Annotated in this window: 21 protein-coding genes; 8 read left to right on the forward strand and 13 right to left on the reverse strand. The window is 64.1% G+C overall.

The window, feature by feature from the left end; translation table 11 throughout:
• Positions 1-3 precede the first annotated feature (3 nt).
• On the forward strand, positions 4-3,543 hold the full coding sequence (locus J4G32_RS11320; RefSeq protein WP_425515511.1) for a molybdopterin cofactor-binding domain-containing protein: 3,540 nt from the start codon (positions 4-6) through the stop codon (positions 3,541-3,543).
• A gap of 35 nt (positions 3,544-3,578) precedes the next feature.
• Here the strand turns inward: J4G32_RS11320 and J4G32_RS11325 are convergent, their stop codons facing one another.
• From J4G32_RS11325 to J4G32_RS11345, 5 genes are all read right to left on the reverse strand, one after another.
• The gene (locus J4G32_RS11325) at positions 3,579-4,163 is read right to left on the reverse strand and encodes an amino acid synthesis family protein (protein ID WP_210492345.1); all 585 of its coding nucleotides are present in this window, start codon (positions 4,161-4,163) and stop codon (positions 3,579-3,581) included.
• A complete protein-coding gene (locus tag J4G32_RS11330) occupies positions 4,160-4,744 on the reverse strand; it encodes an amino acid synthesis family protein (RefSeq protein WP_210492350.1) in 585 nt (194 codons plus the stop codon). Before J4G32_RS11330 ends, J4G32_RS11325 begins: the two co-directional genes overlap by 4 nt.
• A complete protein-coding gene (locus tag J4G32_RS11335; RefSeq protein WP_210492358.1) occupies positions 4,737-5,621 on the reverse strand; it encodes a UPF0280 family protein in 885 nt (294 codons plus the stop codon). Before J4G32_RS11335 ends, J4G32_RS11330 begins: the two co-directional genes overlap by 8 nt.
• 107 nt (positions 5,622-5,728) lie before the next feature.
• Complete coding sequence (locus J4G32_RS11340; protein WP_343232637.1) at positions 5,729-6,229, reverse strand: MarR family winged helix-turn-helix transcriptional regulator; 501 nt, start codon at positions 6,227-6,229, stop codon at positions 5,729-5,731.
• A gap of 113 nt (positions 6,230-6,342) precedes the next feature.
• Positions 6,343-7,179 (reverse strand): flavin reductase family protein, encoded by an 837-nt coding sequence (locus tag J4G32_RS11345; protein ID WP_210492364.1) that lies wholly within the window; start codon positions 7,177-7,179, stop codon positions 6,343-6,345.
• Between J4G32_RS11345 and J4G32_RS11350 the strand changes: the two genes are divergently transcribed.
• On the forward strand, positions 7,148-7,510 hold the full coding sequence (locus J4G32_RS11350; protein WP_210492368.1) for a hypothetical protein: 363 nt from the start codon (positions 7,148-7,150) through the stop codon (positions 7,508-7,510). The two genes, J4G32_RS11345 and J4G32_RS11350, sit on opposite strands and share 32 nt — an antisense overlap.
• 24 nt (positions 7,511-7,534) lie before the next feature.
• Here J4G32_RS11350 and J4G32_RS11355 read toward each other — a convergent pair whose 3' ends face one another.
• The 5 genes from J4G32_RS11355 to J4G32_RS11375 form a co-directional block, all read right to left on the reverse strand.
• Positions 7,535-8,851 (reverse strand): LLM class flavin-dependent oxidoreductase, encoded by a 1,317-nt coding sequence (locus J4G32_RS11355; protein ID WP_210492374.1) that lies wholly within the window; start codon positions 8,849-8,851, stop codon positions 7,535-7,537.
• Between the two features lie 61 nt (positions 8,852-8,912).
• Positions 8,913-9,746, reverse strand: a complete 834-nt coding sequence (locus J4G32_RS11360; RefSeq protein WP_210492379.1) for an amino acid ABC transporter ATP-binding protein — start codon at positions 9,744-9,746, stop codon at positions 8,913-8,915.
• Complete coding sequence (locus J4G32_RS11365; protein ID WP_210492380.1) at positions 9,743-10,648, reverse strand: amino acid ABC transporter permease; 906 nt, start codon at positions 10,646-10,648, stop codon at positions 9,743-9,745. Before J4G32_RS11365 ends, J4G32_RS11360 begins: the two co-directional genes overlap by 4 nt.
• A 113-nt stretch (positions 10,649-10,761) precedes the next feature.
• Positions 10,762-11,616: an ABC transporter substrate-binding protein gene (locus tag J4G32_RS11370; RefSeq protein WP_210492388.1), complete on the reverse strand. Its 855-nt coding sequence runs from the start codon at positions 11,614-11,616 to the stop codon at positions 10,762-10,764.
• 92 nt (positions 11,617-11,708) lie between these two features.
• Positions 11,709-13,025, reverse strand: a complete 1,317-nt coding sequence (locus tag J4G32_RS11375) for an LLM class flavin-dependent oxidoreductase (RefSeq protein ID WP_343232638.1) — start codon at positions 13,023-13,025, stop codon at positions 11,709-11,711.
• 266 nt (positions 13,026-13,291) lie between these two features.
• Here J4G32_RS11375 and J4G32_RS11380 point away from each other — a divergent pair, with 266 nt between their 5' ends.
• Entirely contained in the window at positions 13,292-13,741 is a 450-nt protein-coding gene (locus J4G32_RS11380; RefSeq protein ID WP_210492395.1) for a MarR family winged helix-turn-helix transcriptional regulator, read from the forward strand.
• Positions 13,742-13,820: 79 nt separating this feature from the next.
• On the opposite strand, the gene J4G32_RS11385 is transcribed toward J4G32_RS11380, so the two are convergent.
• On the reverse strand, positions 13,821-15,299 hold the full coding sequence (locus J4G32_RS11385; RefSeq protein ID WP_210492398.1) for a 6-hydroxynicotinate reductase: 1,479 nt from the start codon (positions 15,297-15,299) through the stop codon (positions 13,821-13,823).
• A 293-nt stretch (positions 15,300-15,592) separates the two neighbouring features.
• Here J4G32_RS11385 and J4G32_RS11390 point away from each other — a divergent pair, with 293 nt between their 5' ends.
• The 5 genes from J4G32_RS11390 (at position 15,593) to J4G32_RS11410 (ending at position 21,186) form a co-directional block, all read left to right on the forward strand.
• Positions 15,593-16,246, forward strand: a complete 654-nt coding sequence (locus tag J4G32_RS11390; RefSeq protein ID WP_210492401.1) for a cysteine hydrolase family protein — start codon at positions 15,593-15,595, stop codon at positions 16,244-16,246.
• Between the two features lie 4 nt (positions 16,247-16,250).
• Positions 16,251-17,510: a methylaspartate ammonia-lyase gene (locus J4G32_RS11395; protein WP_210492404.1), complete on the forward strand. Its 1,260-nt coding sequence runs from the start codon at positions 16,251-16,253 to the stop codon at positions 17,508-17,510.
• A gap of 452 nt (positions 17,511-17,962) precedes the next feature.
• Positions 17,963-18,406 carry a cupin domain-containing protein gene (locus J4G32_RS11400; protein ID WP_210492409.1) on the forward strand — a complete coding sequence of 148 codons (444 nt, stop codon included), beginning with the start codon at positions 17,963-17,965 and terminating at the stop codon, positions 18,404-18,406.
• A 548-nt stretch (positions 18,407-18,954) separates the two neighbouring features.
• Positions 18,955-19,755, forward strand: coding sequence for a creatininase family protein (locus J4G32_RS11405; RefSeq protein ID WP_210492418.1), 801 nt, complete (start codon positions 18,955-18,957; stop codon positions 19,753-19,755).
• A 27-nt stretch (positions 19,756-19,782) separates the two neighbouring features.
• Positions 19,783-21,186, forward strand: coding sequence for a leucyl aminopeptidase family protein (locus J4G32_RS11410; protein WP_210492423.1), 1,404 nt, complete (start codon positions 19,783-19,785; stop codon positions 21,184-21,186).
• A 3-nt stretch (positions 21,187-21,189) separates the two neighbouring features.
• Here the strand turns inward: J4G32_RS11410 and J4G32_RS11415 are convergent, their stop codons facing one another.
• Together J4G32_RS11415 and J4G32_RS11420 are read right to left on the reverse strand one after the other, a co-directional pair.
• Positions 21,190-22,797: a GMC family oxidoreductase gene (locus J4G32_RS11415; RefSeq protein ID WP_210492429.1), complete on the reverse strand. Its 1,608-nt coding sequence runs from the start codon at positions 22,795-22,797 to the stop codon at positions 21,190-21,192.
• Complete coding sequence (locus tag J4G32_RS11420; protein ID WP_210492434.1) at positions 22,797-23,621, reverse strand: aldo/keto reductase; 825 nt, start codon at positions 23,619-23,621, stop codon at positions 22,797-22,799. Before J4G32_RS11420 ends, J4G32_RS11415 begins: the two co-directional genes overlap by 1 nt.
• Positions 23,622-23,793: the final 172 nt, after the last annotated feature.

Here is a 23,793-nt window from a genome sequence, read left to right on the forward strand (position 1 = left end):
ATTGTGACGCAAGGCGGTCGGCCTCTCACACGACGTGACCTGCTCACTCAGGGCGGGCTCATCATCGTCGTCTCACCGCGCAAGCACGCGCCGGCCGACGCTTTGCCGGAGGAAGGGCTCGATATCCATCTCTGCCTGACCGCGGACGAACGGGTCATCGCCTTCTGCGGCCATGTCGATCTCGGCACCGGCGTGCGAACGGCTTTGGCCCAGATCGTCGCCGAGGAGCTGGATTTCCCTTTCGCTGCCGTGGAGATGGTGCTCGGCGACACCGAGCAGACGCCAGACCAGGGTCCAACGATCGCCAGCGAGACGATTCAGGTCACGGCGATCCCCCTGCGGATCGCCGCCACGCAGATCCGCCGGGAACTGGTCGCGCTCGCTGCAGCGGCGCTGGATTGTCCTGACGAGGAGATCGACATCCTCGGCGGTGTCGTCAGCCGGCGTGACAAGGCCGGACTGCCGCTTTGCCTCAAGACGCTGCTCGGCAATCAGCGCCTCTTGCTGCCGCTGGCGGAGAAGGCCGATTTCAAGCCGGTCGAGCGTCATGGCATCGTCGGGCGGCCCATCGAGCGCGTCGATATTCCGGCCAAAATTACCGGGCAGTTAACCTATGTGCATGATGTCCGCGTGCCGAACATGCTGCACGGCCGGGTCGTGCGTCCGCCCTATGCGGGGCTCGATAGTGGCGATTTTGTCGGGCATTGCCTCCTGACGGTGGAGCGCGACTCGATCGCTCACATTCCGGGCATTCGCGCCGTCGTCGTCGAGGGCGACTTCGTTGGCGTGGTTGCCGAGCGGGAGGAGCAGGCGGCGCGCGCCGCAGAGGCGTTGGTGACACACTGGAAGGATTTTCCGGCGCCGGCCGACTTGCGCGATGTCGAGAACGCCTTGCGCAAGCATCCCGCCACCGCCCGCAGGTTGGTCGACGAGGGCGACGTGGATGCCGCGCTCGCGAAACTCGAGACGCGGCTCGATCGGACCTATGTCTGGCCCTATCATATGCACGGGTCGATCGGACCGTCCTGCGCTGTGGCCGACGTTCGCCAGGACGGCATCACGGTTTGGACCGGCAGCCAGAATCCCTATCCGCTGCGCGCCGATCTGGCGCTGCTCACCGGCGTGCCGGCCGAGCGAATCGCGGTGATCCGGCACGAGGCGGCCGGCTGCTACGGCCGCAACTGCGCCGATGACGTCGCGGCCGACGCCGTGCTGCTGTCTCGCGCGGTCGGCGCTCCTGTGCGCGTCCAGCTGACCCGCGAGCAGGAGCATCTCTGGGAGCCCAAGGGCGCGGGCCAGCTCATGGACATCGCCGGCGGTCTCGGTCCTGGAGGGTCGCTTGCGGCCTACGACTTCCACACGCGCTACCCGTCAAACGCCGCGCCGACGCTCGCGCTGCTGCTGACCGGCCGGATCCCGAATCAGCCCGCGACGCTCAAGATGGGAGATCGGACGGCGCTGCCGCCCTACGCTTATGAGAACATGCGGGTCACGGCCTATGACATGGCCCCGATCGTGCGGGCATCCTGGCTTCGCGGCGTTTCCGCCCTGCCGAATGTCTTCGCGCATGAGAGCTATATCGACGAGCTCGCCCATGAAGCGGGCGTCGACCCGGTCGCGTTCCGGCTGCGCCACATGACCGACGAGCGCGCTGCCGAACTGACGCGTGCGACAGCCAAGCGCGCCGGCTGGCAGCCCCATGTTGGCCCGCGCATGGATTCGGATGGCGACATCCTGCGCGGGCGCGGCTTTGCGCAGGCGCGCTATGTCCACGGCAACTGGCCGGGCGTCGGCGCCGCTTGGGCTGCCTGGGTCGCCGACGTCGCCGTCAACCGTACGACCGGTGAGGTCACGGTCAGTCGCGTCACGGTCGGCCAGGATACCGGCATGATGATCAACCCCGCCGGAGTGCAGCACCAGATCCACGGCAATGTCGTGCAATCGACCAGCCGCGTGTTGCGCGAGGAGGTGACGTTCTCCGACACGACAGCAGTGGCCGCCCGCGAATGGGGCGCCTATCCGGTCCTGACCTTCCCGCAACTGCCTGCGATCGACGTGATGCTGATGGAGCGCCAGCATGAGCCGCCGCTGGGCGCCGGCGAGTCCGCTTCCGTTCCGAGCGCTGCCGCAATCGCCAACGCGGTATTCGACGCCACGGGCGTGCGCTTTCGCGAATTGCCGCTGACTCCCGAGCGTGTGCTGGCGGGGCTGAACGGTCGTCCCGTCTTGCCGAAGCCGCCCCAGGCGAAGCGCAAGCGCGGCCTCGGGTTCTGGAGCAAGCTCGGCGGCGCGGCGGCGGCTGCCGTGACTCTCGCGGCGGTGTCGTTTCCGCTGGCACCGAAGATCGCGCCGATTGCCCGGCCGGACCCGTCGACCTGGTCAGCCGCCACCATCGAGCGGGGACGCCAGCTTGCAGCGCTCGGCGCCTGCGCGGTCTGCCATACAGGCAAGGATGGCGTCCTCTATGCCGGCGGCCTCGCGCTCGAGACGCCCTTCGGCACCGTGATGACGACCAACATCACGCCCGATGCCGGAACCGGTATCGGCAACTGGTCCTATGCGGCTTTTGAGCGGGCCATGCGTGCGGGCATCCACCGCGAAGGCAGCCAACTCTACCCGGTGTTTCCCTACACTCACTTCGCGAAGACGACCGAGGCGGACATGCAGGCGCTCTACGCATTCCTGATGTCGCAGCCGGCGGTCTCTCGTCAGAACGAGCCGAGCCAGCTGACCTTTCCGTTCAATCTGCGCCCTCTGATGGCGCTCTGGAACCTCCTTTACAACCGCGATACGGAAGCAAAGCCGGAGCCCGCACGCTCGGCGGATTGGAACCGCGGGCGCTATCTCGTCGACGGCCTTGGCCACTGCAGCGCCTGCCACTCGCCGCGCAACGCCCTCGGCGCCGTGAAGGCCGGGCCGGCCTACCTCACCGGCGGAGTGGCGGAGGGCTGGGAGGCGCCTGCCCTGACAGCCGCCTCGCGCGCGCCGATCCCCTGGGGCGAGGCGGATTTCTACGCCTATCTGCGCACCGGCCATTCCGCGCGGCACGGCACCGCTTCGGGGCCGATGGCGCCCGTGGTCGAGGAGTTTAAGCAGCTTCCGGACGCCGATATTCGGGCCATGTCGGTCTATCTCGCGTCGCTGACCACGCCTTTGCCGGAAGCCGAAGCCGCGGCTCGAAGCGATGCGATCCTGAAGGCGACGGCTTCTGCCGCCAATCCAGGCCTGTCACCGGCGGCTCGGCTGTATGGGGGCGCCTGCGCGGCCTGTCATGAGACCGGGCGCGTCGTGCCGCTGGCCAATCAGGGCCCGGCGCTTGGCCTGAGCGCAAAGGTGCACGCGGAAACGCCGACCAACCTCGTCAACATGCTGATGCAGGGGGGAGGTCATGGCTCAGGACAGATGCCGGCCTTCCGCAACGCACTCGACGATCGCCAGATCGCAGACCTCGCCGCTTATGTGCGTGGCCGGTTCGCTCCGGGACAGCCGGCGTGGAATGGCGTCGCGAGGATCGTCGAAAACGCCCGGGCCGCCATTCGCTGAAGGGCGACCCGTTCTTTCCGTGACACTGGGGAGGCTCAGCGCAGACCATCCTCGCCCTTGACCTCGTCGGTCGTCAGGCCGCCGATACGTGGCAGCGGGCGGCCTGCACTGGTCAGCACCACAGCCACCATGATCTCGCCGCCGCGCGGCGCGTCGGGCACGCGCACCTCCATGCCGTCGAAATGGCTGCGCACATAGGCCGCCGCCTTGTGACCGAGCGGCACGTCGAGCACGACGCCGAGCGAGCCGCGCTTCTTCGACGAGGGAATGAGGGCAGGGGCCTTGCCGAGCAGCTTGCGCAAAGGCGCTCCCAGCTTGGGGTGCAGGATGGCTGCGGCGTGCTCCAGCTCGCCATTCTCGCCGACCGCGGCGGCCTTGCCATAGCCTTCGACCTGCTCGCCGGGGATCCCGAGCGCCGCAAGCGCGTGGCGGCCGAGCAGGTCGCCGAGCTCCTCGCCGATCGCGATGAGTGGCTCGAGATCCTCCTCGTATCGTCCGGCGAAAGGGTTGGCGATGACCGCAATGGCGGCGGCGCGACGAATGGCCGGCTCGATGGAGCGGCCCATTTCGGAGCGGGTCTCGTCGACGATGGTGACGATCTTGCGGATGTTCGCGCTCATCGCAGGCCGTCCTCGCCCTTGATCTCCGACGCCTTCAATCCGCCGACGCGGGCGTGAATGCGCGAGCCGGTCGTCATCACCAGCGTGAGAAGCAGCTCGTCGGCCTTCGGGGCGTCGGTCACGCCGACCTCAAACGCGTCGAAATGACTGCGAACATAGGATGCATTGATGTGGGTAATCGGGACGTCGAGTCGCGTGCCAGGGCCGCCGACTTTTTTGGTCGAGGCCACGATTGCCTTGGCGTCGCCCAGGATCTCACGCATCGCGTAACCGCCGGGCGCATGCCACAGGGCTCCATGTTCCAGTTCGCCGGCGGCGCCAACGATAGCGCCCTTGCCGTAGCCCTCGATCGCCTTCGGATCGCCGCCGAGCGCATCGAGCAGTTGCCGCGCGAGCGACAGGCCGAGAGGCTTCAGATCGTCCATGAAGCCCTCGATATCGGCGACATAGCGGCCGGCAAAAGGATTGGTGATCACGGCAATGGCCGCGCCGCGCTTGAGCGGCGTCGAGGCGGGTGGGCCGCCCTCGTGATAGATCGTCTCGACAACGACCGAGAGCTTGCGGATCGCGACGTCAGGCATGGGGTGATTCCCTCGCGGTGATGGTGTTGAAAGCATCGAGGGCAAGAGTTCGACTCTGTCCCTGAAGATGAATGGCGCAACTCGTTATCAGCCCACGGTGCTGCAGACCCGCTGCGACCGTCAGGCCAGATGCAATCGCCTGCTCGATCTCGGCCTTGGAGAGTTGGCCGACCTGGCATGTGACGGCAATGCCGCCGAGATCGCAGTCGGATTGGATCGTGCTCGCCGGCTTGCGAATGATCGCCGGATGGTCGGGCAGGTCGACGGCGTTGGCGATCACCGTGGCCGCCGCATCGGCCATGGCGGCCGTCGGTGCCAGCACCGTCACGGCTTCGGCGATGCCACGCGAGAAGCTGCGCCCGGGATAGCCGCTGGTCGCGATACCCCGAACCGCATCAGCAGCCGCGATCACGGCTGTCCCGAACAGGCCCGGCGAGTCCGGCCGGTCGACGAGGCCGATCCGGAACCGCTCGTTCTCGGCGAGATGCAGGGCGATATCGCCGCCATTGTTGACGAATGCGCGCTGTAGGGGGGCGACCGCCACCATTGCATCGAGAATCTCTTCAGCCACCGAGCCTGCCACCGCCGCCATGGGGGTGATGAAGGTCGCTGCGGCGAAGGGCGCGACGGCGGCGTGCATGCGCCGCGCCACGACCCCAGTCGGCAGTGAGCCTCCATCCGTCACAGGGGCGCGGAGCAGAGTCAGCTCGTCGCAGAGCTCAGCCAGAAGCCCGTCGAAACGGCGCGTCGCAGCATGATAGGCAGCCTGTACGGCCGTCGCATGCCCCATCGCTGAGATCACGAGATCGATCGGCCCCTGCTGCAGAAGCAGGCGCTGTCCATCAGCCAAGAGACGGGCGGAAGGTCGTTCGAACATGCTCCGATCCGCGATGGCGGTTCCAGAATCCCCGCCCGATCGCGACACGATGGCACCGCGGCGCGATCCTGTAAATACCGTTCGTACACTAATGAGTCGATTGGGCTTCAGCGCAAACGCTTGAGCAATTCCAACAATGTGGCTCGCTGGCGTACCGTCAGCGGCTGCAGCGTGATTTTGCTGACGGACTGGGCCCGCTCAAGTTTCTCCGCGGTGAAGCTTCGCCCGGCATCCGTGAGTTCGAGGATGATGCGGCGGCCATCATCCGGATGTGGACGGGACACGATGAGATCACGCCCAATCAACCGGTCGACGACACCCTTCACGGTAGCGACGTCCATCGCCGCCTGACGCCCAAGTTCGTTCTGGGAGCACCCGCCATCAACGTAGAGCCTGGACAGCACCGCCCATTGGGTCGGCGTCAGATCGGCTCCCATCACCTCCGAGAAGATCGCCACGTGGCGCTGGTTCGCTTGGCGGAGGATGAACCCAATCTGTTCGGACAGGTCGTAGTCGCCGAGACCGACGGCGTCCTGTTCCGACTGCTCATTCGATTGCTGCCCCACCTCGAAAGCCCTTTCGCCGCCGCGACAACCATCGGCGGCCACGCGCCAGATGGCGCAACGTCGCCTCGTGGCAGCGCCGCTTCGCCTGACTGATCCGAATGCCTTATAGTGCGGCGATCCGCCAAACTCCAGCGACGCTGGTTGACGGTCGGTCGTCAGCGCGCGCGATGGATCGTGCCCTTGATGGCTGTGCCGACATACAGCCCGAACTGATCGGTGTCGCGCTCGCGAATGTAGCGGCGGATCAGGCCCGAGAAGCGGCTCAGCTGTTCAAAGGGAATGTCCTCCGGCTTCAGCAGCCGCACGCTGGGATGGCGCGGCTGCGCCGTCGGCTCGATCTCTCCGAGATAGATCGCCGATAACCCATCGCGCCCCTCTTCCGTGAAGACCGAGTAGACGAAGCTGAGACGGGCACTGAGACCCAGCGCTTCGAGCTTTCCGAGCAGACTGTCGCTCTCGCGTTGCTCCTCACCGAGGCTGGTGGCAAAAGGCAGCGCTAGCTTGCCATCCTGATCGATGAATAACAGCTCTTCGCCGCAATGGAAAAGGCCACCGAAACAGTGACCGGGCGTGTCGACCGTCTCTCGTTGCATCGCGAAGTCGATGTAATTGCCGCTGAAATAGCCGAGCGGCGTGCCAGACGCACGATGGATGTCAATCACCCGTCCGATCAGCACGATATGGTCTCCGGCATCGACCTTCTCATGCAAAACACACTCGAAGCTCGCCAGCGAATCCGGAAACACCGGACTTCCGCTCCGCCCCTTCTCCCAATTCGCGTCAGCGAATTTGTCCTCGGCCTTCGACGCGAAGGTAGCGGATAGCTGGCGCTGATCGGATGCCAGGACGTTGATCGCGAATGCTTCCGCACCGTCGAAGGCGGCGAAGCTGCGGCTGCTGCGCCCCACGCAGACCAAGACCAATGGCGGGTCCAGGGAGACGGTCGTGAAGGAGTTGACCGTGACGCCGCGTGGCTGGCCGTCCGTGCCCATCGTCGTCGCGATCGTGACGCCGGTGACGAAATTGCCGGCGGCCGCGCGAAAGACCTTGGGATCGATGACAGGCGTCGAAGACGCTACGGATGGAATTGGCTGGGCTGACATGAGCGCTTCCTTCTTTGTCGTTGCTATTCCGCCCGAGGGTCAGAGCTGGTTCGGGCGCAGCGCGGTTGCGATGCCGTTCGCGATGTCGGCGACGAACTTGCCGACCCGCACCTTTTCAATCAAGGCCGCCTGGGCCGCGGCGAGTTCCGGAAGCAACAAGCTCCTGGTCGAATCCGCCATGGCTGGTGAGCAGAACAGCACGCATCTCAAAGTCTTTTGACGCCGCACAGCAGGGCGAACGCCGTCAAAGCTTTACCGCCAGCGCGGCCGGATGTGCCGGTCGAGCGAGGCCGAGATGATCGCGCAGGGTCTTGCCGCTGTATTCCCGGCGGAAGAGCCCACGCTCCTGGAGGATCGGTACGACCTTGTCCACGAAGGTCTCGAAGGGTTTTGGTGAATACGGCGCCATGATCGCAAAGCCGTCGCAAGCGCCGGCCCGGAACCACATTTCGAGATCGTCAGCCACCTGGGTCGGCGTCCCGACGAGGACACGATGGCCGGCGCCGACGGCGGCGAAGTCGCGCAGCTGACGAAGGGTCAGATTGTGTCGTTTCGCGATGGACTGAAGCACACGGGCGTGGCCCTGCATCATTGTGGACGGAGGCAATTCGGGCACGGGACCATCGAGATCGTATTGAGTCATATCCGCCCCCAGCCGGTCGGACAGAACACGCATCGAGGACACGGGATCGACCATGGCGCCAAGTTGCGCGACGATGTCGTGAGCCTCCTCCTCCGTATCGCCGATGATGGGGGACACGCCGAGCATGACCTTGACGGCATCACGGGCACGGCCCGCCTTCTCCGCATAATCGCGCAGCTTGCTCGAGAACGCGACAGAATCCTCGACGAAGGACTGCGAGGCGAAGACGACTTCGGCCGTCGAGCCTGCGAGCTCCAGTCCGCGATCGGACGCGCCAGCCTGGAAGATCACCGGATACCCCTGCGGCGGCCGGCTGGCGTTGAGGGGACCCTTGACCTGAAAATACGCGCCGACATGGTCGAGCACATGCATCTTCTTGGGATCGATGAACATGCCGGTCGCCTTGTCGGCAACGACCGCGTCATCCTCCCAGCTGTCCCACAGCCCCTTCACCACCGCCAGATATTCGTCTGCCATCGCATAGCGCTCGGCATGCGGCGGGTGCTTGTCCCTCGAGAAATTGGCGGCAGCATCGGGGCTCGAGCCGGTTACCACGTTCCAGCCGATACGCCCCTCGCTCAGATGGTCGAGCGAGGCGAGCGCGCGCGCGACATTGTAGGGTTCGGAATAGGTGGTCGAGACGGTCGCCACGAGGCCGATGCGGTCGGTGACCACAGAAAGGGCACCCAAGAGGGTCAGGGGTTCGAATCGGACGACAAAAGTGGGCGCTGCGTCGGCCCCGGTATTAACCGCATCGGCGAAGAAGACGAAGTCGAACTTGCCACGCTCGGCCGTCATCACCGCATCGGCAATTCCCGCGAACTTCTCCTTATCGGAGAGTGCGCCGGGCATGCGCCAGCCAGCAACATGGCCGCCAACACCGTGGGACAGCGATCCCAGATGCATCATCTTCTGCATTTACCTATCTCCAGAGGTTCGACCCGCGATTGCGGCGGCCGGGTTGCCTTGAGGCAGCTCGTCAATGATCTTCCTGAAGCGACCGGGCAAGGAACTTGCGGGTGCGGGGATCCGACGGCCGCGTCAGGACGTCTTTCGACGGTCCCATCTCGATGATCACGCCATCGGCCATCACGGCTGCAATGTCCGCAACTTGTCGGGCGAAATGGATCTCATGAGTGACCACGATCATCGTCATGCCCGCCGCGGCGAGACCCTTCATCACGTCCAGCACCTCATCGGTCAGATGAGGGTCGAGCGCAGAGGTGGGCTCGTCGAAGAGCATCAGCTTGGGCCGCATGGCGAGCGCGCGCGCTATGGCGATCCGCTGCTGCTGCCCACCCGAGAGGTGACGGGGGTAGGACTTCGCCTTGTTGGCGAGGCCAACCCGTTCAAGAAGTTCATACGCCCGCTCGGTGGCGGTCGCCTTGCTTTCGCCGCGGACGCGGATCGGTGCGTCGATGATGTTCTCGAGCACCGACAGGTGCGGGAAAAGATTGAAGTTCTGAAAGACCATGCCGATATCGGCTCGTTGGCGGCTGATCTCGCGCTCGGGCAGCCGGATGAAACGCGCGCCCTCCCGCCGGGCGCCAATGGCCTCGCCGTCGATGTAAATGATCCCGCGATCAGGCAATTCAATCGCGTTGATGCAACGCAGGAGCGTGCTTTTCCCCGCCCCTGAGGGACCCAAAAGGCAAACGACTTTGCCGTGATGCACGTCCATGTCCACGCCCTTGAGCACGACATTGTTGCCGCGCTTCTTCCAGACATTCGATATCTGGACAAGCGGGGTGCTCTCGACGCGTGGCGCGATAATTGCAGCGATGTCCGGCGTGATTGAGACAGGTTTGGTCATGGCTGCAACTGCGGTTGGACGACCTCGGCCTGCCAGCCCTTGAGATAGTGCCGTTCAATGAAATATTGCGCGACCGAGAGGATGCTGACCATGATAAGATACCAGAGGGCGGCAACGATCAGCAGCGGCATTGTCTCGAATGTGCGGTTATAGATCGTCTCGACCGAGTGCATCAGCTCGTGCAGCGCGACCACGCTGGCGATCGAGGTAAATTTCAACATCCCGATGAACTGATTGCCGGTCGGCGGCACAATTGCCTTCATAGCCTGTGGCAACACGACGACGCGGAATGTCTGAAACGGTTTGTGGCCAAGCGCTTTCGACGCCTCGGTCTGACCATTGTCGACAGACAGAAGGCCTGCGCGGATAATCTCCGCCATATAGGCGCCCTCGTTCAAGCCGAGCCCGAGCATCGCGGCAGTAAAGGACGAGATCGCCACAGTTGCGGGGATCTCGATAAATTTCGGACCACCGAATGGAATGCCGAGGCCGATTTCCGGAAACAGTGCGGCCAGATTGTACCAGAAAACGAGCTGAACCAGGACCGGGGTTCCACGGAAGAACCAGACGAACCCGTGCGCGCACATGTTCAGGAGCGGGTCGCGCGACATGCGCATCAACGCCACCACGACCCCAATGACGACGCCCATGAGCATGACCAGAAGGGTCAGCTGGATCGTCATCGCGATCCCCGTCAGCACGGAAGGACTCAGCATGTAGCGGAACACGATCTCCCATTGGAAACCAGGGTTGGTGAGCAGTTGAAAGGCAACCCAGGCAAGTGCGGTAGCGACCGCAAGGACAGCGAACCATCTCCCGTATCGGGGCGGATCAACAATCTGGTCCGCCTGGGAATCCGGACCCGGCCATTCCTGTGTCGGCGCGATGGCGCTGGTGTTCATCTTGCTCCCTCTCTTGCGTTGCCGGCACGCTCGCGCGGCCTAGGTCCGCTGGGTCGGATTGCACGTCTTGAGAAACCAGGGCGAGCCGTCCAGCAGCTCGCCCTGGTGTCGTGTCACTCGGTGTATTTGCGCACAAGGTCGGCAGGTACGCCCGAGCTCGACACACCGTACTCGTCAAGCAGCGCCTTATAGGAACCATCCTCGATTGCACTCAGCAGCGCGAGAGCAATGGCTTTGCGGATAGCCGTGTTGCCCTTCTCCACGACGATGCCGGCCGGCGCGCGCGTGACGTTCGGAACGTCGCCCGGGATCAGGTCTATGCGTGGATTGACGCGCGCAATGTACACGGCCTGTGGCGCAGCTGTGAGGAAGGCATCGCCGCGACCGTTGGCCACGGCCAGCAGGGTCTCGGCGCTGCTTGGATACAGCTGTTGGGTGATCGGGCTTGCCTTCTTGGCGACGCAGGCTTCGGAGAGCTCGTTGAGTTGCCGCACCTGCACGCTGCCCTGCGTGACGACAAAGGTCATGCCGCAGAGATTGGCGATATCCTTCACGGTTTTGCCCTTCTGGACGATGATCACGCTTGTCGTATCGAAATACGGGATCATGTCGGCGGCGCCGAGACGCTCGGGCGTGAGCGAGAGCTGGTTCACGCCGGCCTGATAGCGGCCTGACGCGACACCGGGGACGATGGTCGGAAACTTCATGTCCTCAAGCTCGAACTTCAGCCCGAGTTTGGCGGAGATGAGCCGCATCAGGCTGAGGTCGAAGCCGACGGGCTCGTTCTTCTCTGACATGTAGGCGAAGGGCGCCCATTGCAGCGAGGTTGCGACTTTCAGGACACCGCTCTGACGGACGTTTTCCGGCAGAGCGGCGCGCGCCGCCTCGACCACGGCCGGGGTCTGCGCCAGTGCGGCGGGCGGCAGGATCCCAAGGGCCAGCATGCTGCCGAGGGCCAATCTCTTCACTGTCTTTATCATGATCATTGTATTGTCCGTTCCCAGTCTCTGGTTTTTTGATTCCGCTTGAGCGTCAAGCAGCCGTCCCCCGCTGGCTGGCGTCAGTTCATCGCCTTGCCAAGCAGATTCTCTCGCAGCGTCCTGCCGGTGTATTCCTTTCGAAACAGCCCGCGCCGCTGCAGTTCCGGCACGACCGAGCGGCAGAACTGCTCGATCATGCCCGGGAAATAGGTCGGTGCGACGATGAAGCCATCGCAGCCCCCGCTCTCGAAGATATGCTGGAGATGGTCGGCCACCTGGGCGGGTGTGCCGACGATCTCGTCGTCCTTGTCGGCGGTCACCGCCTGCGCGAGCGTGATGCCCTTTTCGGCCACGGCCTGGGTCAGCCGGTCCTCGGCGCCGCGAATGCCCTGGTTTCCCTGGAGTTCAGCCATGCTCTTGGTGTCCGTGAGCTTGTTGACATCGGCGCCGATGCTGCCCGAGATGCGTGCAGCCCAGGTTTCCGGCTTGACCAAGCTCTTGAGATAGGCGGCCCGTTCCCGCGCGATGGATTCCGTCTCGCCAAGCACGAAGGTGCTGGCCTGCAAGATGACGCAATCATCGGGGCTGCGGCCAAAAGTGCTCATGCGGGTCTTGATGTCGGTGTAGAATTCCTGCATCGCGCCGAGATTGCGCTGGTCGGTGAAGATCGCCTCGGCCCAGCGACCCGCAAAGTCGCGTCCGCGGTCTGAGCTGCCCGCCTGCATGATCACGGGTCGGCCTTGCGGACTGCGCGGCGTCGGCAGCGGCCCGCGGGTCTTGACCCAACGCCCTTCGTAATCAACGTAGTGAACCTTGTCGGGATCGGCGAAGACACCGTTCTCCTTGTCGAACACGAAGGCATCCGCGTCCCAGCTGTCCCAAAGCGCGAAACACGCCTCCAGAACTTCGTCGGCCCGATCGTACCGCTCTTCGCGCGGAGGCAGGGTCCCGCCAACATTCTTCGCCTCGAGGTCGGCGGCCGAGGTCACGACGTTCCAGGCAGCGCGCCCTCCGCTCAACACGTCGAGAGACAGGAGCCAGCGCGCCAGATGGTATGGATTGTGGAATGTCGAGGAAAGCGTGATGCCGAGTCCGAGATGGGTGGTGGCCGCGGCCATCACAGGCAGGACCACCATTGGGTCGAGGTAGCTGATCTGGCCGCCATTGCGGACGTAAGTCTCGAAGCTGCCGCCGTAAATGTCGTAGATGCCGATGAGATCAGCGAAGAAACAACCGTCAAATTTCGCATCCTCGAGCGTTCGCGCATATTGCGCATAACGCGCCGGGGTCAGGAAGTCGTCCAGCGTCGACTCTGGGTGCCTCCAGCCACCCATATGGCGCGCGGTGGGACCGGTCTTCGAATAGGCTACGAGGCGCATCTGGCGGCGTGTCGTCACGCTCGTTCTCCCTCTGGCTGAAGTAACGCCTGCCCCAACATCTCCAGAGCATAGCGTCTACGCTCTTTTTGACAAGCTGCCTTGTAGTTGCTTCGATTCAAAGCTGCTTATCTTTCGGCAAATCTGTTGAAGGATTGAGCAATCGGGTGAGATTTTAGAATTTGTTGACGAACAAAATAGAAGGTAGACACTTGAACGGCGAGGGCGGTCTGTCGCGTTCCATTCGCCGCACAACACGCGCAGCCAGCCCTGCGGGACCAGGGGGAATGACGATGGAAGAGCCTTCGACGGCCGAGGCGGGCGGCTATGATGTCACCCAGCAGATCGGCCATCTGCTGCGGAAGGCTTATCAGCGCCATCTCGCGATCTTCCACGACAGGCTCGCACACTATCAACTGACCTCTGCGCAGTTTGTGACGCTGTGCATCCTGCGGGATCAAGGCGCTTCGTCCCAGGTCGATCTGGTCCGGGCGACTGCGGTCGACCAGGCCACCATCCGCGGCGTCGTCGATCGCCTGAAGAGGCGGGGCCTGATCGCCCTGAAGCGTGACGGCGCCGATGCCCGGAAGATCGTGATCTCGCTGACGACGACAGGCTCGCAGCTGCTGGAGGCGACGATTCCCGAAGCCCACGGGGTCACCCAAGCGACAGTGGAGGACCTCAATCCGGCAGAGCGGCTCGCGCTGGACTACCTCCTGCGCAAGCTCTCCCCCTAGCAACGAATCGGCAGCAACGGCGATAGGCCGTCGAGCAAGCCACCTATCCCGCGCAGAAGGCGAATGAGCCATGGCGCTATTAGTCCAAAAGCCGCGCGCCGGGCGCGAGAGGCCATCGATTGTCGATGCGCTGCGGCATCCGGAGCTGGCCTGCCGCCCTGAGGCTCTCGAGCCGGACGACATGATCCATATGCCCGCCAAGCTTCTCGTAGTCCGCGAGCGTCAGAGTGAATTCGAGCGGAGCCACCAAGGCGGGTGTCGGGACATAGCCGAAGGCGTTCTCGGGCAGGCGGGTCACGTCTACCATGAAGGTGATGCCGCCGCCTGGCCAGATATAGACCGGGGCGCCGCCACAGGTGACATAGGTGAGCGCCGCCTTGACGGACTGGGTCAGCCGCACCGGATTTTCGGTGACGCCGGCACGCAGCGATCCGCCCGCTCCACCGATAAAGAGCACCGTCGACAGTGCCGGCTCGCAGTTTTCAGCGATGCGATTGACCGGCTCGACGAGGGCAACGGGGATATCCATCTGGATGGGGCGAAGGTCTTGGCCGAGTTCGTAATAGGCCGCATGCTCCCCCGTGGTCGAAACCATGAGAAGGCGCAGGCCGGGGCGCGCAACCTTGGGATCGAACGGCCCCAGAATTTCGAGGGGATCGCTGATATTCGTGCCGCCCCAGCCGGTGCCGGGCTGCGCAACCTGGAAGTAACGGCCCGGTGTCGAACGCCGACCCTTGAGCTTGATGCCCGTTGGCGGAATGTCGAGCAGTTTGCCGGCCTGATGTTCCGAAAGAACGCCGGTGATGTGGTCGTCCACCACGACCACCTCGTCGACCTTGCCATGCCATTGCTTGGCGAAGATGCCAATGGTGGCGGATCCGCAGCCGACACGCATGCGTTTTTCGGTGACGCCGTTGACGATCGGCGGGTGGCCGGCCTGTACAACCACGGTTTCGCCGCCGTCGATCGCGAGTTCGACCGCTTTGCCATTGCTGAGTGACAGCAACGCATCGCAAGTGACGCGGCCTTCCTTCTTGGAGCCGCCGGTGAGATGATGCACTCCACCGAGGGACAGCATCTGCGAGCCGTATTCCCCGGTGGTGACATGACCAACAGCTTCGCCATCGAAACGGACGATCGCCGTCTCCGGCCCCAAGAACCGATCGGTGTCGATTTTCACTTTGACGCCGCAATAGCTGAAGATGCCCTCGGTCACGACGGTAACCATGTCGACGCCGTCAATTTCGGAGGCGACGATAAAGGGCGCTGGCTTGTAATCAGGATACGTCGTACCGGCGCCGATCGCGGTCACAAAGGCTTCCCTCGGACGGACAATCTCTCCGTTCCACTCACCTGTTGCGACGAAGGGGACGACCTCGCCGCCCTGATCAAGCGTTCGCTCGAGGACAATATGTGGCGCCATCCGGACCAGTTCGCCCTCGACGTTGCCGTAGCGATCACAGGCGCCAACCGCTCCCGGCTTGATGAAGCACATCACCGGGCACGCATCGCACCGAATCTTGTCATCCTGAACGGAGGCCGTCGTTGCGATGGACATGGACAGGCTGCCTGCCTTAGCACTATTTCATTTGTATACGAACGATAGTGCCGTCGCGTATCGACCCTGTCAAGGTGCATTCTCCGCAGCCGAGAAGGCGCTCCTTGCCCTGTGATGTTCGCATGCAGCGAACTTGGCGGTCACGGTCACGGTTCCGAGGCCGGGATGAGCTTCGGCGGGCGATAAAAGCAAATGTCGGCGATCCTTTGCCGGCAGCAAAACAGCATTGACGGCGATCGCGAGATCGTTAGCTTACAAACAAATATCCAATTTGCTGCGTCGATGGAGTCTCGATGTCTATCCTTGACCGCTTCCTCGCACCCGCCCTTGTCATCGTCGATATGCAGAATGACTTCGTGCGTGTCGGCGCCCCGCTCGAAGTGCCGGCAACGCGCGACACGCTGGAGCAGCACCGCCGCCTCATCGACGCTTTTCGCCGGCGCGCTCTGCCGGTGGTCTATTTGCGATGGATATCCGTCCCGCAGGATCCTTATCTGCAATTGTTGCCGCATTTCAGTTGGGTGGGAAATCTCGACGAGAACATCGCGGCCTGCCGGCCGGGGCGAATGCGTTACTACAGCGAACTGGGCGCGGAGTCCGATGCTGCGGCGGTGATCGACGAACTCGCGCCTTGCGACGGTGATCTGCAGATCGACAAACGCGGATATGGTGGCTTCCTTGGCACGGAGTTACATGAGCGTCTGCAAGCGCTTGGCGTTCAGTCTCTGATCGTCACCGGCGTCGTCGCCGAAATCTGCGTCGAGGACACAGTTCGACAGGCGTTCCAGTTTCATTACCGGACCACCGTCGTGTCGGACGCGGTTGCCAGCCGCAGACCGGATCGTCAGGCGGCAATGCTGGAAAGGATCGCGGCCGGATATGGCTGGGTCTCGACGAGCGATGAGGTCGTGGACGCGCTCGCCCATGCGCGATGGCCTGAGAGATAGAAGAATGCGGATCGCAGACGCTCTGTTTTCGCTCGGCCTGTCCGGCTATGTCCATCGCGACCTCGCGGCGATAAAGGGCGGGGCGGTCGCCGATGGCATGTTGTTTGCAGGCAAGCCGGTGTCTCCAGGCTTTCGCAGCATCGTCGAGGCGTGCCGCACCGTCTCGATCATGCTCGTGCTCGAGGATGGGCAGGTCGCCTTTGGCGACTGCGCCGACGTGATCCTCGCTGGAATCGGAGGCAGGGACCCCGCTTTTCATGGTGACGATCACCTGGCATTGCTGACCGACGACATCAGGCCATGGCTGATCGGGCGTGACGCCAGAGAGTTTCGCATCAATGCAGAGGAAATCGATCGCCTGACATTTCACGGGGTCCGATCGCATACCGCGATCCGCTACGGCGCCAGTCAGGCCCTGCTTCACGCGGCGAGTTTGTCAGGACGCTGTACGATGGCGGAGGTCATCGCCGACCAATACGGATCGACCCTTTCGACAACGCCTCTCAAGCTGTTGGCGTCTTGCGAGCGCGACGATCAGCGCCAACTCGACCGGATGATCCTGAAGCAGGTCGACCTGCTGCCGCACGCCAGTTTCACCATCGCCGATCAACATGTCGGCCTTGATGGCGGGAAACTCCTGGATTTTGTATCGCAGGTCAGCAAGCGCATCGCGGCCATAGGCGCGCCGGGATATCATCCTCGCATCCATGTTGACGTCTACGGCACATTGGGCGAGGTGTTTCCGAATCCGGAGGATTTGGTAGCCTATCTCGGAACGCTCCGCCAAGCGGCGCGCCCCTACGAACTGATCGTGGAATCACCCGTTATCGCCGGGTCCCGCGAGGAGCAGATTGCCACGCTCAAGACACTCCGGACAGCCCTTTCCAAGGCGTCGGTCGCAGTCGAACTGATCGCCGACGAATGGTGCAACGGGCTGGAAGACGTCAGGGCTTTCGCTGAAGCCGGTGCGGCGGATTATCTCCAGATCAAGACCCCTGATCTCGGCGGCATCACCAATACGATCGAAGCTCTCTTGCATTGCCGGCAGCGTGGCGTCGGCGCATGCCTCGGCGGCACAGCCAACGAGACTGATCAATCCGCACGCATCACGGCGCATATTGGGTTGGCCTGCGGAGCCGACTTCATGCTCACCAAGCCAGGGCTGGGCGGAGATGAGGGCCTCATGATCGTGACGAACGAGATGGCCAGATCCCTGGAGTTGATCCGTGCACGCCCAATGTCAAAGCGAGCTTTGACAAGTTGAATCGATGCAGCTCGGGCTCTCTTGCAGGCGGCGGATTTGAGTCCCGGCACCGATCGTTGTGGTCCTGCCCCCGAAACACATGTAAGTCTCTGATAACGAAGGGAACGGCTCGGAGAGGAAGCGGCAGAAATCGCCAGGAAACCAAAGCCGTAGCATTTGCATGGGGGCGGGTAGGTGAATGAATCCCACTTGCGGCACCATATTCTCTTGCGGCACCATTTTTTCCTCGGCCTGTTATCGTCTTCGCTGTCCGCTGGTTCGCACGTCTGACATCCGTTCCGTCCGCTTTTAGGGCTGCACGTCGACAGCCACGTGTGAACGGGCCCATATCGCCTGCCACTGGCGCCGGCGCAGATCAAAGGACGTCCGGGGCGGTCCGCGCAGACGGACGTCGTCCGATTTGCAAGCCGGCCACTCGCGCCTTCACTCATCAAGCCTGGGAGATACACGTCATGACATTCTTGCGCGGCGCAGCGCTTCTTGCCGCACTTTTCGCGGCTACCGGAGTCGCGGCCGAAAGTGCCTCGACGACGGCCCCCGGTCCCATCACGGTCAAGGCGCTCGCGTCCGCGACGCAAACCGCTTCAGGGCAGCCGATCGTCTTCCCCTCCGGGGATGGCCGCGCCGTTGTGAGCGAATACACGATCCCGCCGGCCGCAGCCCTGCCGCTCCACGAACATCCCTATCCCCGCGTCGCCTATATGCTGCAGGGCACCCTGGAGGTGACCGATCGGGATACCGGCCAGGTCTTTCTCTACAAGCCCGGGGATGTGGTCGTGGAGGTGATCGGGCAGCGTCATCTGGGGCGTAACACGGGCAGCGATCCGGTTCGCCTCATCGTGTTCGACACTCTTCCGGCCACTGTCGGCAGCAACGTCGTACTGATCGATAAATAGGCGCGCTCGGACAGCCCGCCGCGATCTTGCGCGTCGCTCAAACGAAAAGCGCCCCGGCTTCAGTCGTCGAAGCCAGGGCGCCGTGCCTTTGGAGGGCATACCGGTTCGGACAGATACGCAACGCGTCCGACCGGCAGAGAATGCCCCGACATAGTTAAAGTTCCGTTCCCCAGCGGAACGATTCGCAGAGTTCTGTGGAAAACCGAGGGATCAGTCACGGGCAGGGCGACGACCCTCCCTTGCGGCGGCTACCCGGTCGGCCCCGGTCCGACGCGACGACGAAAGCGTAGTTTTTTCGGCATCGGAAGACATCCGTAGGCAGGTTCCGGAAGAGCGGGTCTTCGCCCACTATCGCTGCCCCATCAATGTCCCGCCGAAGGCAGGACGATGTCTCCCCGCGGATTGGCCCTTACGATGATGATCTTGCCCCGCCCCGCGCGCTCGCGCCTGAAACCTCTCGCGCGGTCGCCATCGGGTGCCGCTCTTCGCGGACCGGGCCGTCCTGCATCCTCGCCCTGCCGCCCAGTCACCGCCGTCCGGAGTTTCCCATGAGCCGCAAGATACGACTGCAAGACATGACCTCGGCGGAATTCGCCGAACGGGCGAAGGACAAGCCCGTCGTGCTGATCCCGTTCGGTGCGCAGGAGACCCAGGGGCCGCATATTCCCATGGGGGATTTCGTCCTGGCCGACGCGCTGGCAACCCGGGTGGCGGAGCGGGCGGATTGCGTGGTGGCGCCCACGCTCCCCTTCGGCGATTCCGAGTTCTACCGGTCGCTGCCAGGCTGCATCAGTCTGCGTCCGTCGACCTTCGTGTCGGTGGTCGGTGACATTTGCGAGAACCTTCTGGACCACGGTCTCGACCGGCTCGTCATCTTCAACGGCCAGACCAGCAACGCACCGCTGATCGACCAGGCCGTGCGTGTCCTGCGCCGGGAGCGCGGTGTCTACATTCCGTGCCTGAATATCTGGCGTATCCTCACCCCGGCCCAGATGCAGGCAATTTATGGCGATGGGCTGCCGGGAAGTCAGGGCCATGGGGGCGATCCGATCACCTCCATGTTCCTGCACCTCTTTCCGGACCTTGCCCGGATGGATCTGCTGGCCGCGCCCAAGCCCTTCAAGCAGGCCATGGGTCTGCCGACCCGAAGCATTTCGTCCCTCGACTTCAAGGGCGTGGCCGTGCAAATGCCGTTGGACATGGCCCAGATGTCGGAGAACGGGAACCTGTCCGGCAACGGCGCCCGGTCGTCGGCGGAGATCGGCGCGAAAATCGCCGATACCATCGTCGATTTCTCGGCCGCTTTCGTCGATCATTTCAAGACGTGCGATCCCCGGTCGCTCGGCTGAGTTCGGTTTCCACAGATGGGTAATCCAATGACGTTCAATCTTGTCGATCCTGCCGACGCCCCGAAGGCGATTCCTCTTCGCCTCGTTGGGAAAGCCCAGCTGGAAGCCGTGCTGGCGAGCCTGCCGGCGCGGGAGCGGGCCATCCTCCAGGCGTCAGGCTTTGACGCTGCTGCCGGCAGCGTTCGCCTGATGCACGGGGAGGACGGCGCGGTGAGTGCGGTCGTGGCCGGCATCGGCGCCTCGATCCTCTCGCAGGCCGAGCACGATCTCTGGGCGATCGCCAGCCTTCCCACCGCCCTGCCGCAGGGCGTCTATCGCCTGGCAGACGAGCCCTCCGCGGACACCGCCACCTTGCTGGCCCTGGGCTGGGCGCTCGGCACCTACGCGTTCGAGACCTTCAAGAAGCAGGCGCGCCGGAACGCAAGCCTCGTCTGGCCTGAGCATGCGGATCGTGGCCGCGTCGTCCGTGAGGCGGAAGCGCTGACGCTGGCGCGCGATCTCATCAACACGCCGGCCAATCTCCTCGGCCCGGTGGCCTTGGCCGAAAAGGCGAAAGCCATGGCCGAGCAGCACGGCGCAAACGTCACGGTGACGGTCGGCAACGCCCTGCTCGAGCAGAACTATCCGCTCGTCTACCATGTGGGTCGCGCAGCCGTGGAAGAGCCGCGCCTGGTGGATATCCGCTGGGGTGAGGAATCCCATCCGCGCGTGACACTGGTCGGCAAGGGCGTGATCTTCGACACCGGCGGTCTCGACCTCAAGCCGCCGGCCTCCATGAAGATCATGAAGAAGGATATGGGCGGTGCAGCCGCCATCACGGCGCTCGCCCACATGGTGATGGCCGCCAAGCTGCCGGTTCGCCTGCGCGTTCTGCTGCCCATCGTCGAGAACGCGATCTCGCACGAGGCTTTCCGGCCCCTCGACGTGCTGCCCTCGCGCAACGGGATGACCATCGAGATCGGCAACACCGACGCGGAAGGCCGCCTGATTCTCGCGGATGCATTGACGGAGGCGGATTCGGAAAAGCCCGCCCTGCTCATCAACATGGCGACGCTGACGGGCAATGCCCGGGTGGCGTTCGGACCGGAACTGCCGACGCTCTTCACCCGGCACGACGATCTCGCGGCCGAGATCGCGCGCCATTCGGTCGAGCGCGCCGATCCGCTCTGGCGGATGCCCCTCTGGCCGCATTACCGCAAGCAACTCGACAGCAAGGTCGCGCACATGAACAACGTGAGCGATTCGGCCTTTGCGGGCGCGATCATCGCCGGGCTGTTCCTTGCCGAGTTCGTCTCGGACGAGACGCGCTGGGCGCATCTCGACATGTCGGGCTGGAACTTCGGCTCTCGTCCGGGGCGTCCGGAAGGCGGCGACGCCCAGGCGATCCGCGCGCTCTACGGCGTCATCGAGGACATGGCAGCCAAAGGCTGACCGTCAGCCTGCCAGAATGAGTGCTGCCGCCTTCTCGCCCACCATGATGGCGGCGGCGTTCGTATTGGCGTTCATGAGCAGGGGCATGATGGATGCGTCGGCCACGCGCAGGCCGCGCACACCCCGCACCCTCAGGGTCGGATCGACCACGGCGCGTGCGTCCGACCCCATGCGGCAGGTGCCGACGGGATGGAAGGCCGTGCCGGCTCGCTCCCGGATCGACTCAGCGATCGCGGCGGCGCTCCGGTCGCGTGGCGGCTGGATCGGGTGGGTGATGGTGCGCGCGAGACTGGGGCGGGCCGCCACCGACATCATGCGCTCGACGCCGCGCACCAGAATGTCGAGATCGCGCCGGTCGCTGAAATAGCGCGGCTCGATCGAGGGATGCTCCGTCGCCACGCTGCTGCGCAGCCGCACCTTGCCGCGGCTGTAAGGCCGGCCCTGATTCACGCCGAGCGAAAAGCCGTGCTCCTTCGGCAGGCGCTGGAGCACGCTCTTGCCCACGCGCCCGATGAGCCCGACCCCGAGCTGCACCTGAACGTCAGTCACGTCCGCGTTGGAATCCGTGCGGAAGAATCCGCCGGTCGGCACCACGCTGTCGGCCAGGACGCCGCGCCGGAACAGGAGATAATCGAGGCCGGCACGGGCGGCGCCGAGCGGATTGACGTATTTGAATGCCGTGATCGGCTCCGAACAGGCGAATTGCATGCGATAGGACACATGGTTCTGCAGGTTCTCGCCGACTTCCGGAATGTCGGCCACCACGCCGACGCCCATCTGCTCCAGGTGATCGGCGGGGCCCAGTCCAGACAGCATCAGAAGGTGAGGGGAGTTGACCGCCCCGCCTGACAGAATGATTTCGCGCTCGGCTCGCAGGGTCGTCACGCGGCCGTCGTGGAGAATGTCGAGCCCGGTCGCGCGATCGCCCTCGAAGCGGATGCGGGTGGCGAGCGTCAGCATCATCACGTCGAGATTGGGGCGCTTCAGGGCCGGGTGAAGAAAGGCTGTCGCGCTGCTGCACCTGCGGCCACGATCGATGGTGCAATCATAATGGCCGAAGCCCTCCTGCTCGCCCTCGTTGAAATCCGACAGGATGCTGAAATCATCCTCGACGGCGGCGTCGAGAAAGCGCTCGCAGATGGCAAGCGACGGGCGGCCCCGGCTGACCTTGAGGGGCCCGTCAGCCCCGTGCCAGTGGCTGGCGCCGCGATCGCTGCCTTCCGATTTCCGGAAATAGGGCAACACATCGTCGAAACCCCAGCCCGCGCAGCCGGCATCGCGCCACGCGTCGTATTCCTTCGGGTTTCCGCGGGCGTAGATCATGCCGTTGATGGCGCTCGATCCGCCAATCGTCTTGCCCTGCGCCCAGAACAACTCCCGGCCCTGCAACTCGGCTTCCGGTTCGGTCAGGTAGCTCCAGTTGAAGAGGGGCGTGGTGGAGTTGCGGATGGTCGCGCCCGGCACGTGAAGCATCATGTCGCGGTCGCTGCGGCCGGCCTCCACCACGAGGACGCGGGTGTCCGGGTCTGCCGACAGGCGGTTGGCGATCACGCAGCCGGCCGATCCCGCTCCGACGATGATGTAGTCGTAGACGCCTGTCTGACGTGCCATCAGGCGGCGTCCCAGGCCGGCGCCCAGGCGGGGTTCGCCAGGCGTCCGCCGCCACGCAAAGCGCTGATGCGGCTCATCTCCTCGCTCGACAGGGCGAAGTCGAAAATGTCGAAATTGGCCTTGAGGTTTTCCACCCGGCTCGAGCGCGGGATGGGGACGACCTGATCCTGCTGGACGAGCCATCGCAAGGTCACCTGCTGGGGGGACTTCCCGTGCGTGTGCGCGATGGCCTGGATGGTCGGGTCGGCCGCCGCGCGCCCTTTCGCCAGCGGCATGTAGGCGGTGAGCAGCATGTCATGCTGCGCCAGGGTGTCGATCATCGGCTGCTGGTTCAGGAAGGGATGATACTCGACCTGATTGACCAGGAGATCCGCCCCGTGCGTCTCGAGTGCCTCGCGCAGGAGCGCGATGGGAAAATTGCTGACGCCGATATTGCGGGCGAGCCCCCGCTCTTTCATCCCCTTGAACAAGGCGAGCGTCTGTCCGACCGGGATGTCGGGGTTGGGCCAGTGGATGAGCAGCAGGTCCACATACTCGGTCTTTAGCTTGCGCAGGCTCTCTTCCACCAGGGCCGGGGCCTTGTCGTCGGCAAGGTTCGTGGGCCAGACCTTCGTGGTGACGAAGAGGGTTTCGCGCGCAAGGCCCGATCCCGAAAGCGCCTCGCCGACCGCGTCCTCGTTGGCGTAGAACTGTGCCGTGTCGATGTGACGGTAGCCGATCTCAAGCGCGTCACGCACAGCCCTCACACCATCGTCGCCTTTGAGCCCGAAGGTGCCCAGCCCGAGGGCGGGGATCGATAGGCCCTTGATCGTCCGGTACAGCATGGCAACTCACTTTCGCATTGACGCAACGAAAGGGTAGGGGGCCGTCCACCGGGTGCCAAGATGAAAGAAACCGCAAAAGGCGGTGTTGCGGCCACCTGGCAGGCGCGCCTTCGCCCCAGGCCGAGGGAAAGGCGGCGCGAGACATCTCATTTTGCTGCGACAATCGGCGGAT

This window comes from Microvirga antarctica (assembly GCF_017921815.1).
Taxonomy (GTDB): Bacteria; Pseudomonadota; Alphaproteobacteria; order Rhizobiales; family Beijerinckiaceae; genus Microvirga; species Microvirga antarctica.

Coding starts and splice junctions, on each gene's coding strand:
- J4G32_RS11325 (WP_210492345.1), bottom strand. CDS start 4,163: ATGAGCGCGAACATCCGCAAGATCGTCACCATCGTCGACGAGACCCGC.
- J4G32_RS11330 (WP_210492350.1), bottom strand. CDS start 4,744: ATGCCTGACGTCGCGATCCGCAAGCTCTCGGTCGTTGTCGAGACGATC.
- J4G32_RS11335 (WP_210492358.1), bottom strand. CDS start 5,621: ATGTTCGAACGACCTTCCGCCCGTCTCTTGGCTGATGGACAGCGCCTG.
- J4G32_RS11345 (WP_210492364.1), bottom strand. CDS start 7,179: ATGGGCACGGACGGCCAGCCACGCGGCGTCACGGTCAACTCCTTCACG.
- J4G32_RS11355 (WP_210492374.1), bottom strand. CDS start 8,851: ATGCAGAAGATGATGCATCTGGGATCGCTGTCCCACGGTGTTGGCGGC.
- J4G32_RS11360 (WP_210492379.1), bottom strand. CDS start 9,746: ATGACCAAACCTGTCTCAATCACGCCGGACATCGCTGCAATTATCGCG.
- J4G32_RS11365 (WP_210492380.1), bottom strand. CDS start 10,648: ATGAACACCAGCGCCATCGCGCCGACACAGGAATGGCCGGGTCCGGAT.
- J4G32_RS11380 (WP_210492395.1), top strand. CDS start 13,292: ATGACGATGGAAGAGCCTTCGACGGCCGAGGCGGGCGGCTATGATGTC.
- J4G32_RS11385 (WP_210492398.1), bottom strand. CDS start 15,299: ATGTCCATCGCAACGACGGCCTCCGTTCAGGATGACAAGATTCGGTGC.
- J4G32_RS11390 (WP_210492401.1), top strand. CDS start 15,593: ATGTCTATCCTTGACCGCTTCCTCGCACCCGCCCTTGTCATCGTCGAT.
- J4G32_RS11395 (WP_210492404.1), top strand. CDS start 16,251: ATGCGGATCGCAGACGCTCTGTTTTCGCTCGGCCTGTCCGGCTATGTC.
- J4G32_RS11400 (WP_210492409.1), top strand. CDS start 17,963: ATGACATTCTTGCGCGGCGCAGCGCTTCTTGCCGCACTTTTCGCGGCT.
- J4G32_RS11405 (WP_210492418.1), top strand. CDS start 18,955: ATGAGCCGCAAGATACGACTGCAAGACATGACCTCGGCGGAATTCGCC.
- J4G32_RS11410 (WP_210492423.1), top strand. CDS start 19,783: ATGACGTTCAATCTTGTCGATCCTGCCGACGCCCCGAAGGCGATTCCT.
- J4G32_RS11415 (WP_210492429.1), bottom strand. CDS start 22,797: ATGGCACGTCAGACAGGCGTCTACGACTACATCATCGTCGGAGCGGGA.
- J4G32_RS11420 (WP_210492434.1), bottom strand. CDS start 23,621: ATGCTGTACCGGACGATCAAGGGCCTATCGATCCCCGCCCTCGGGCTG.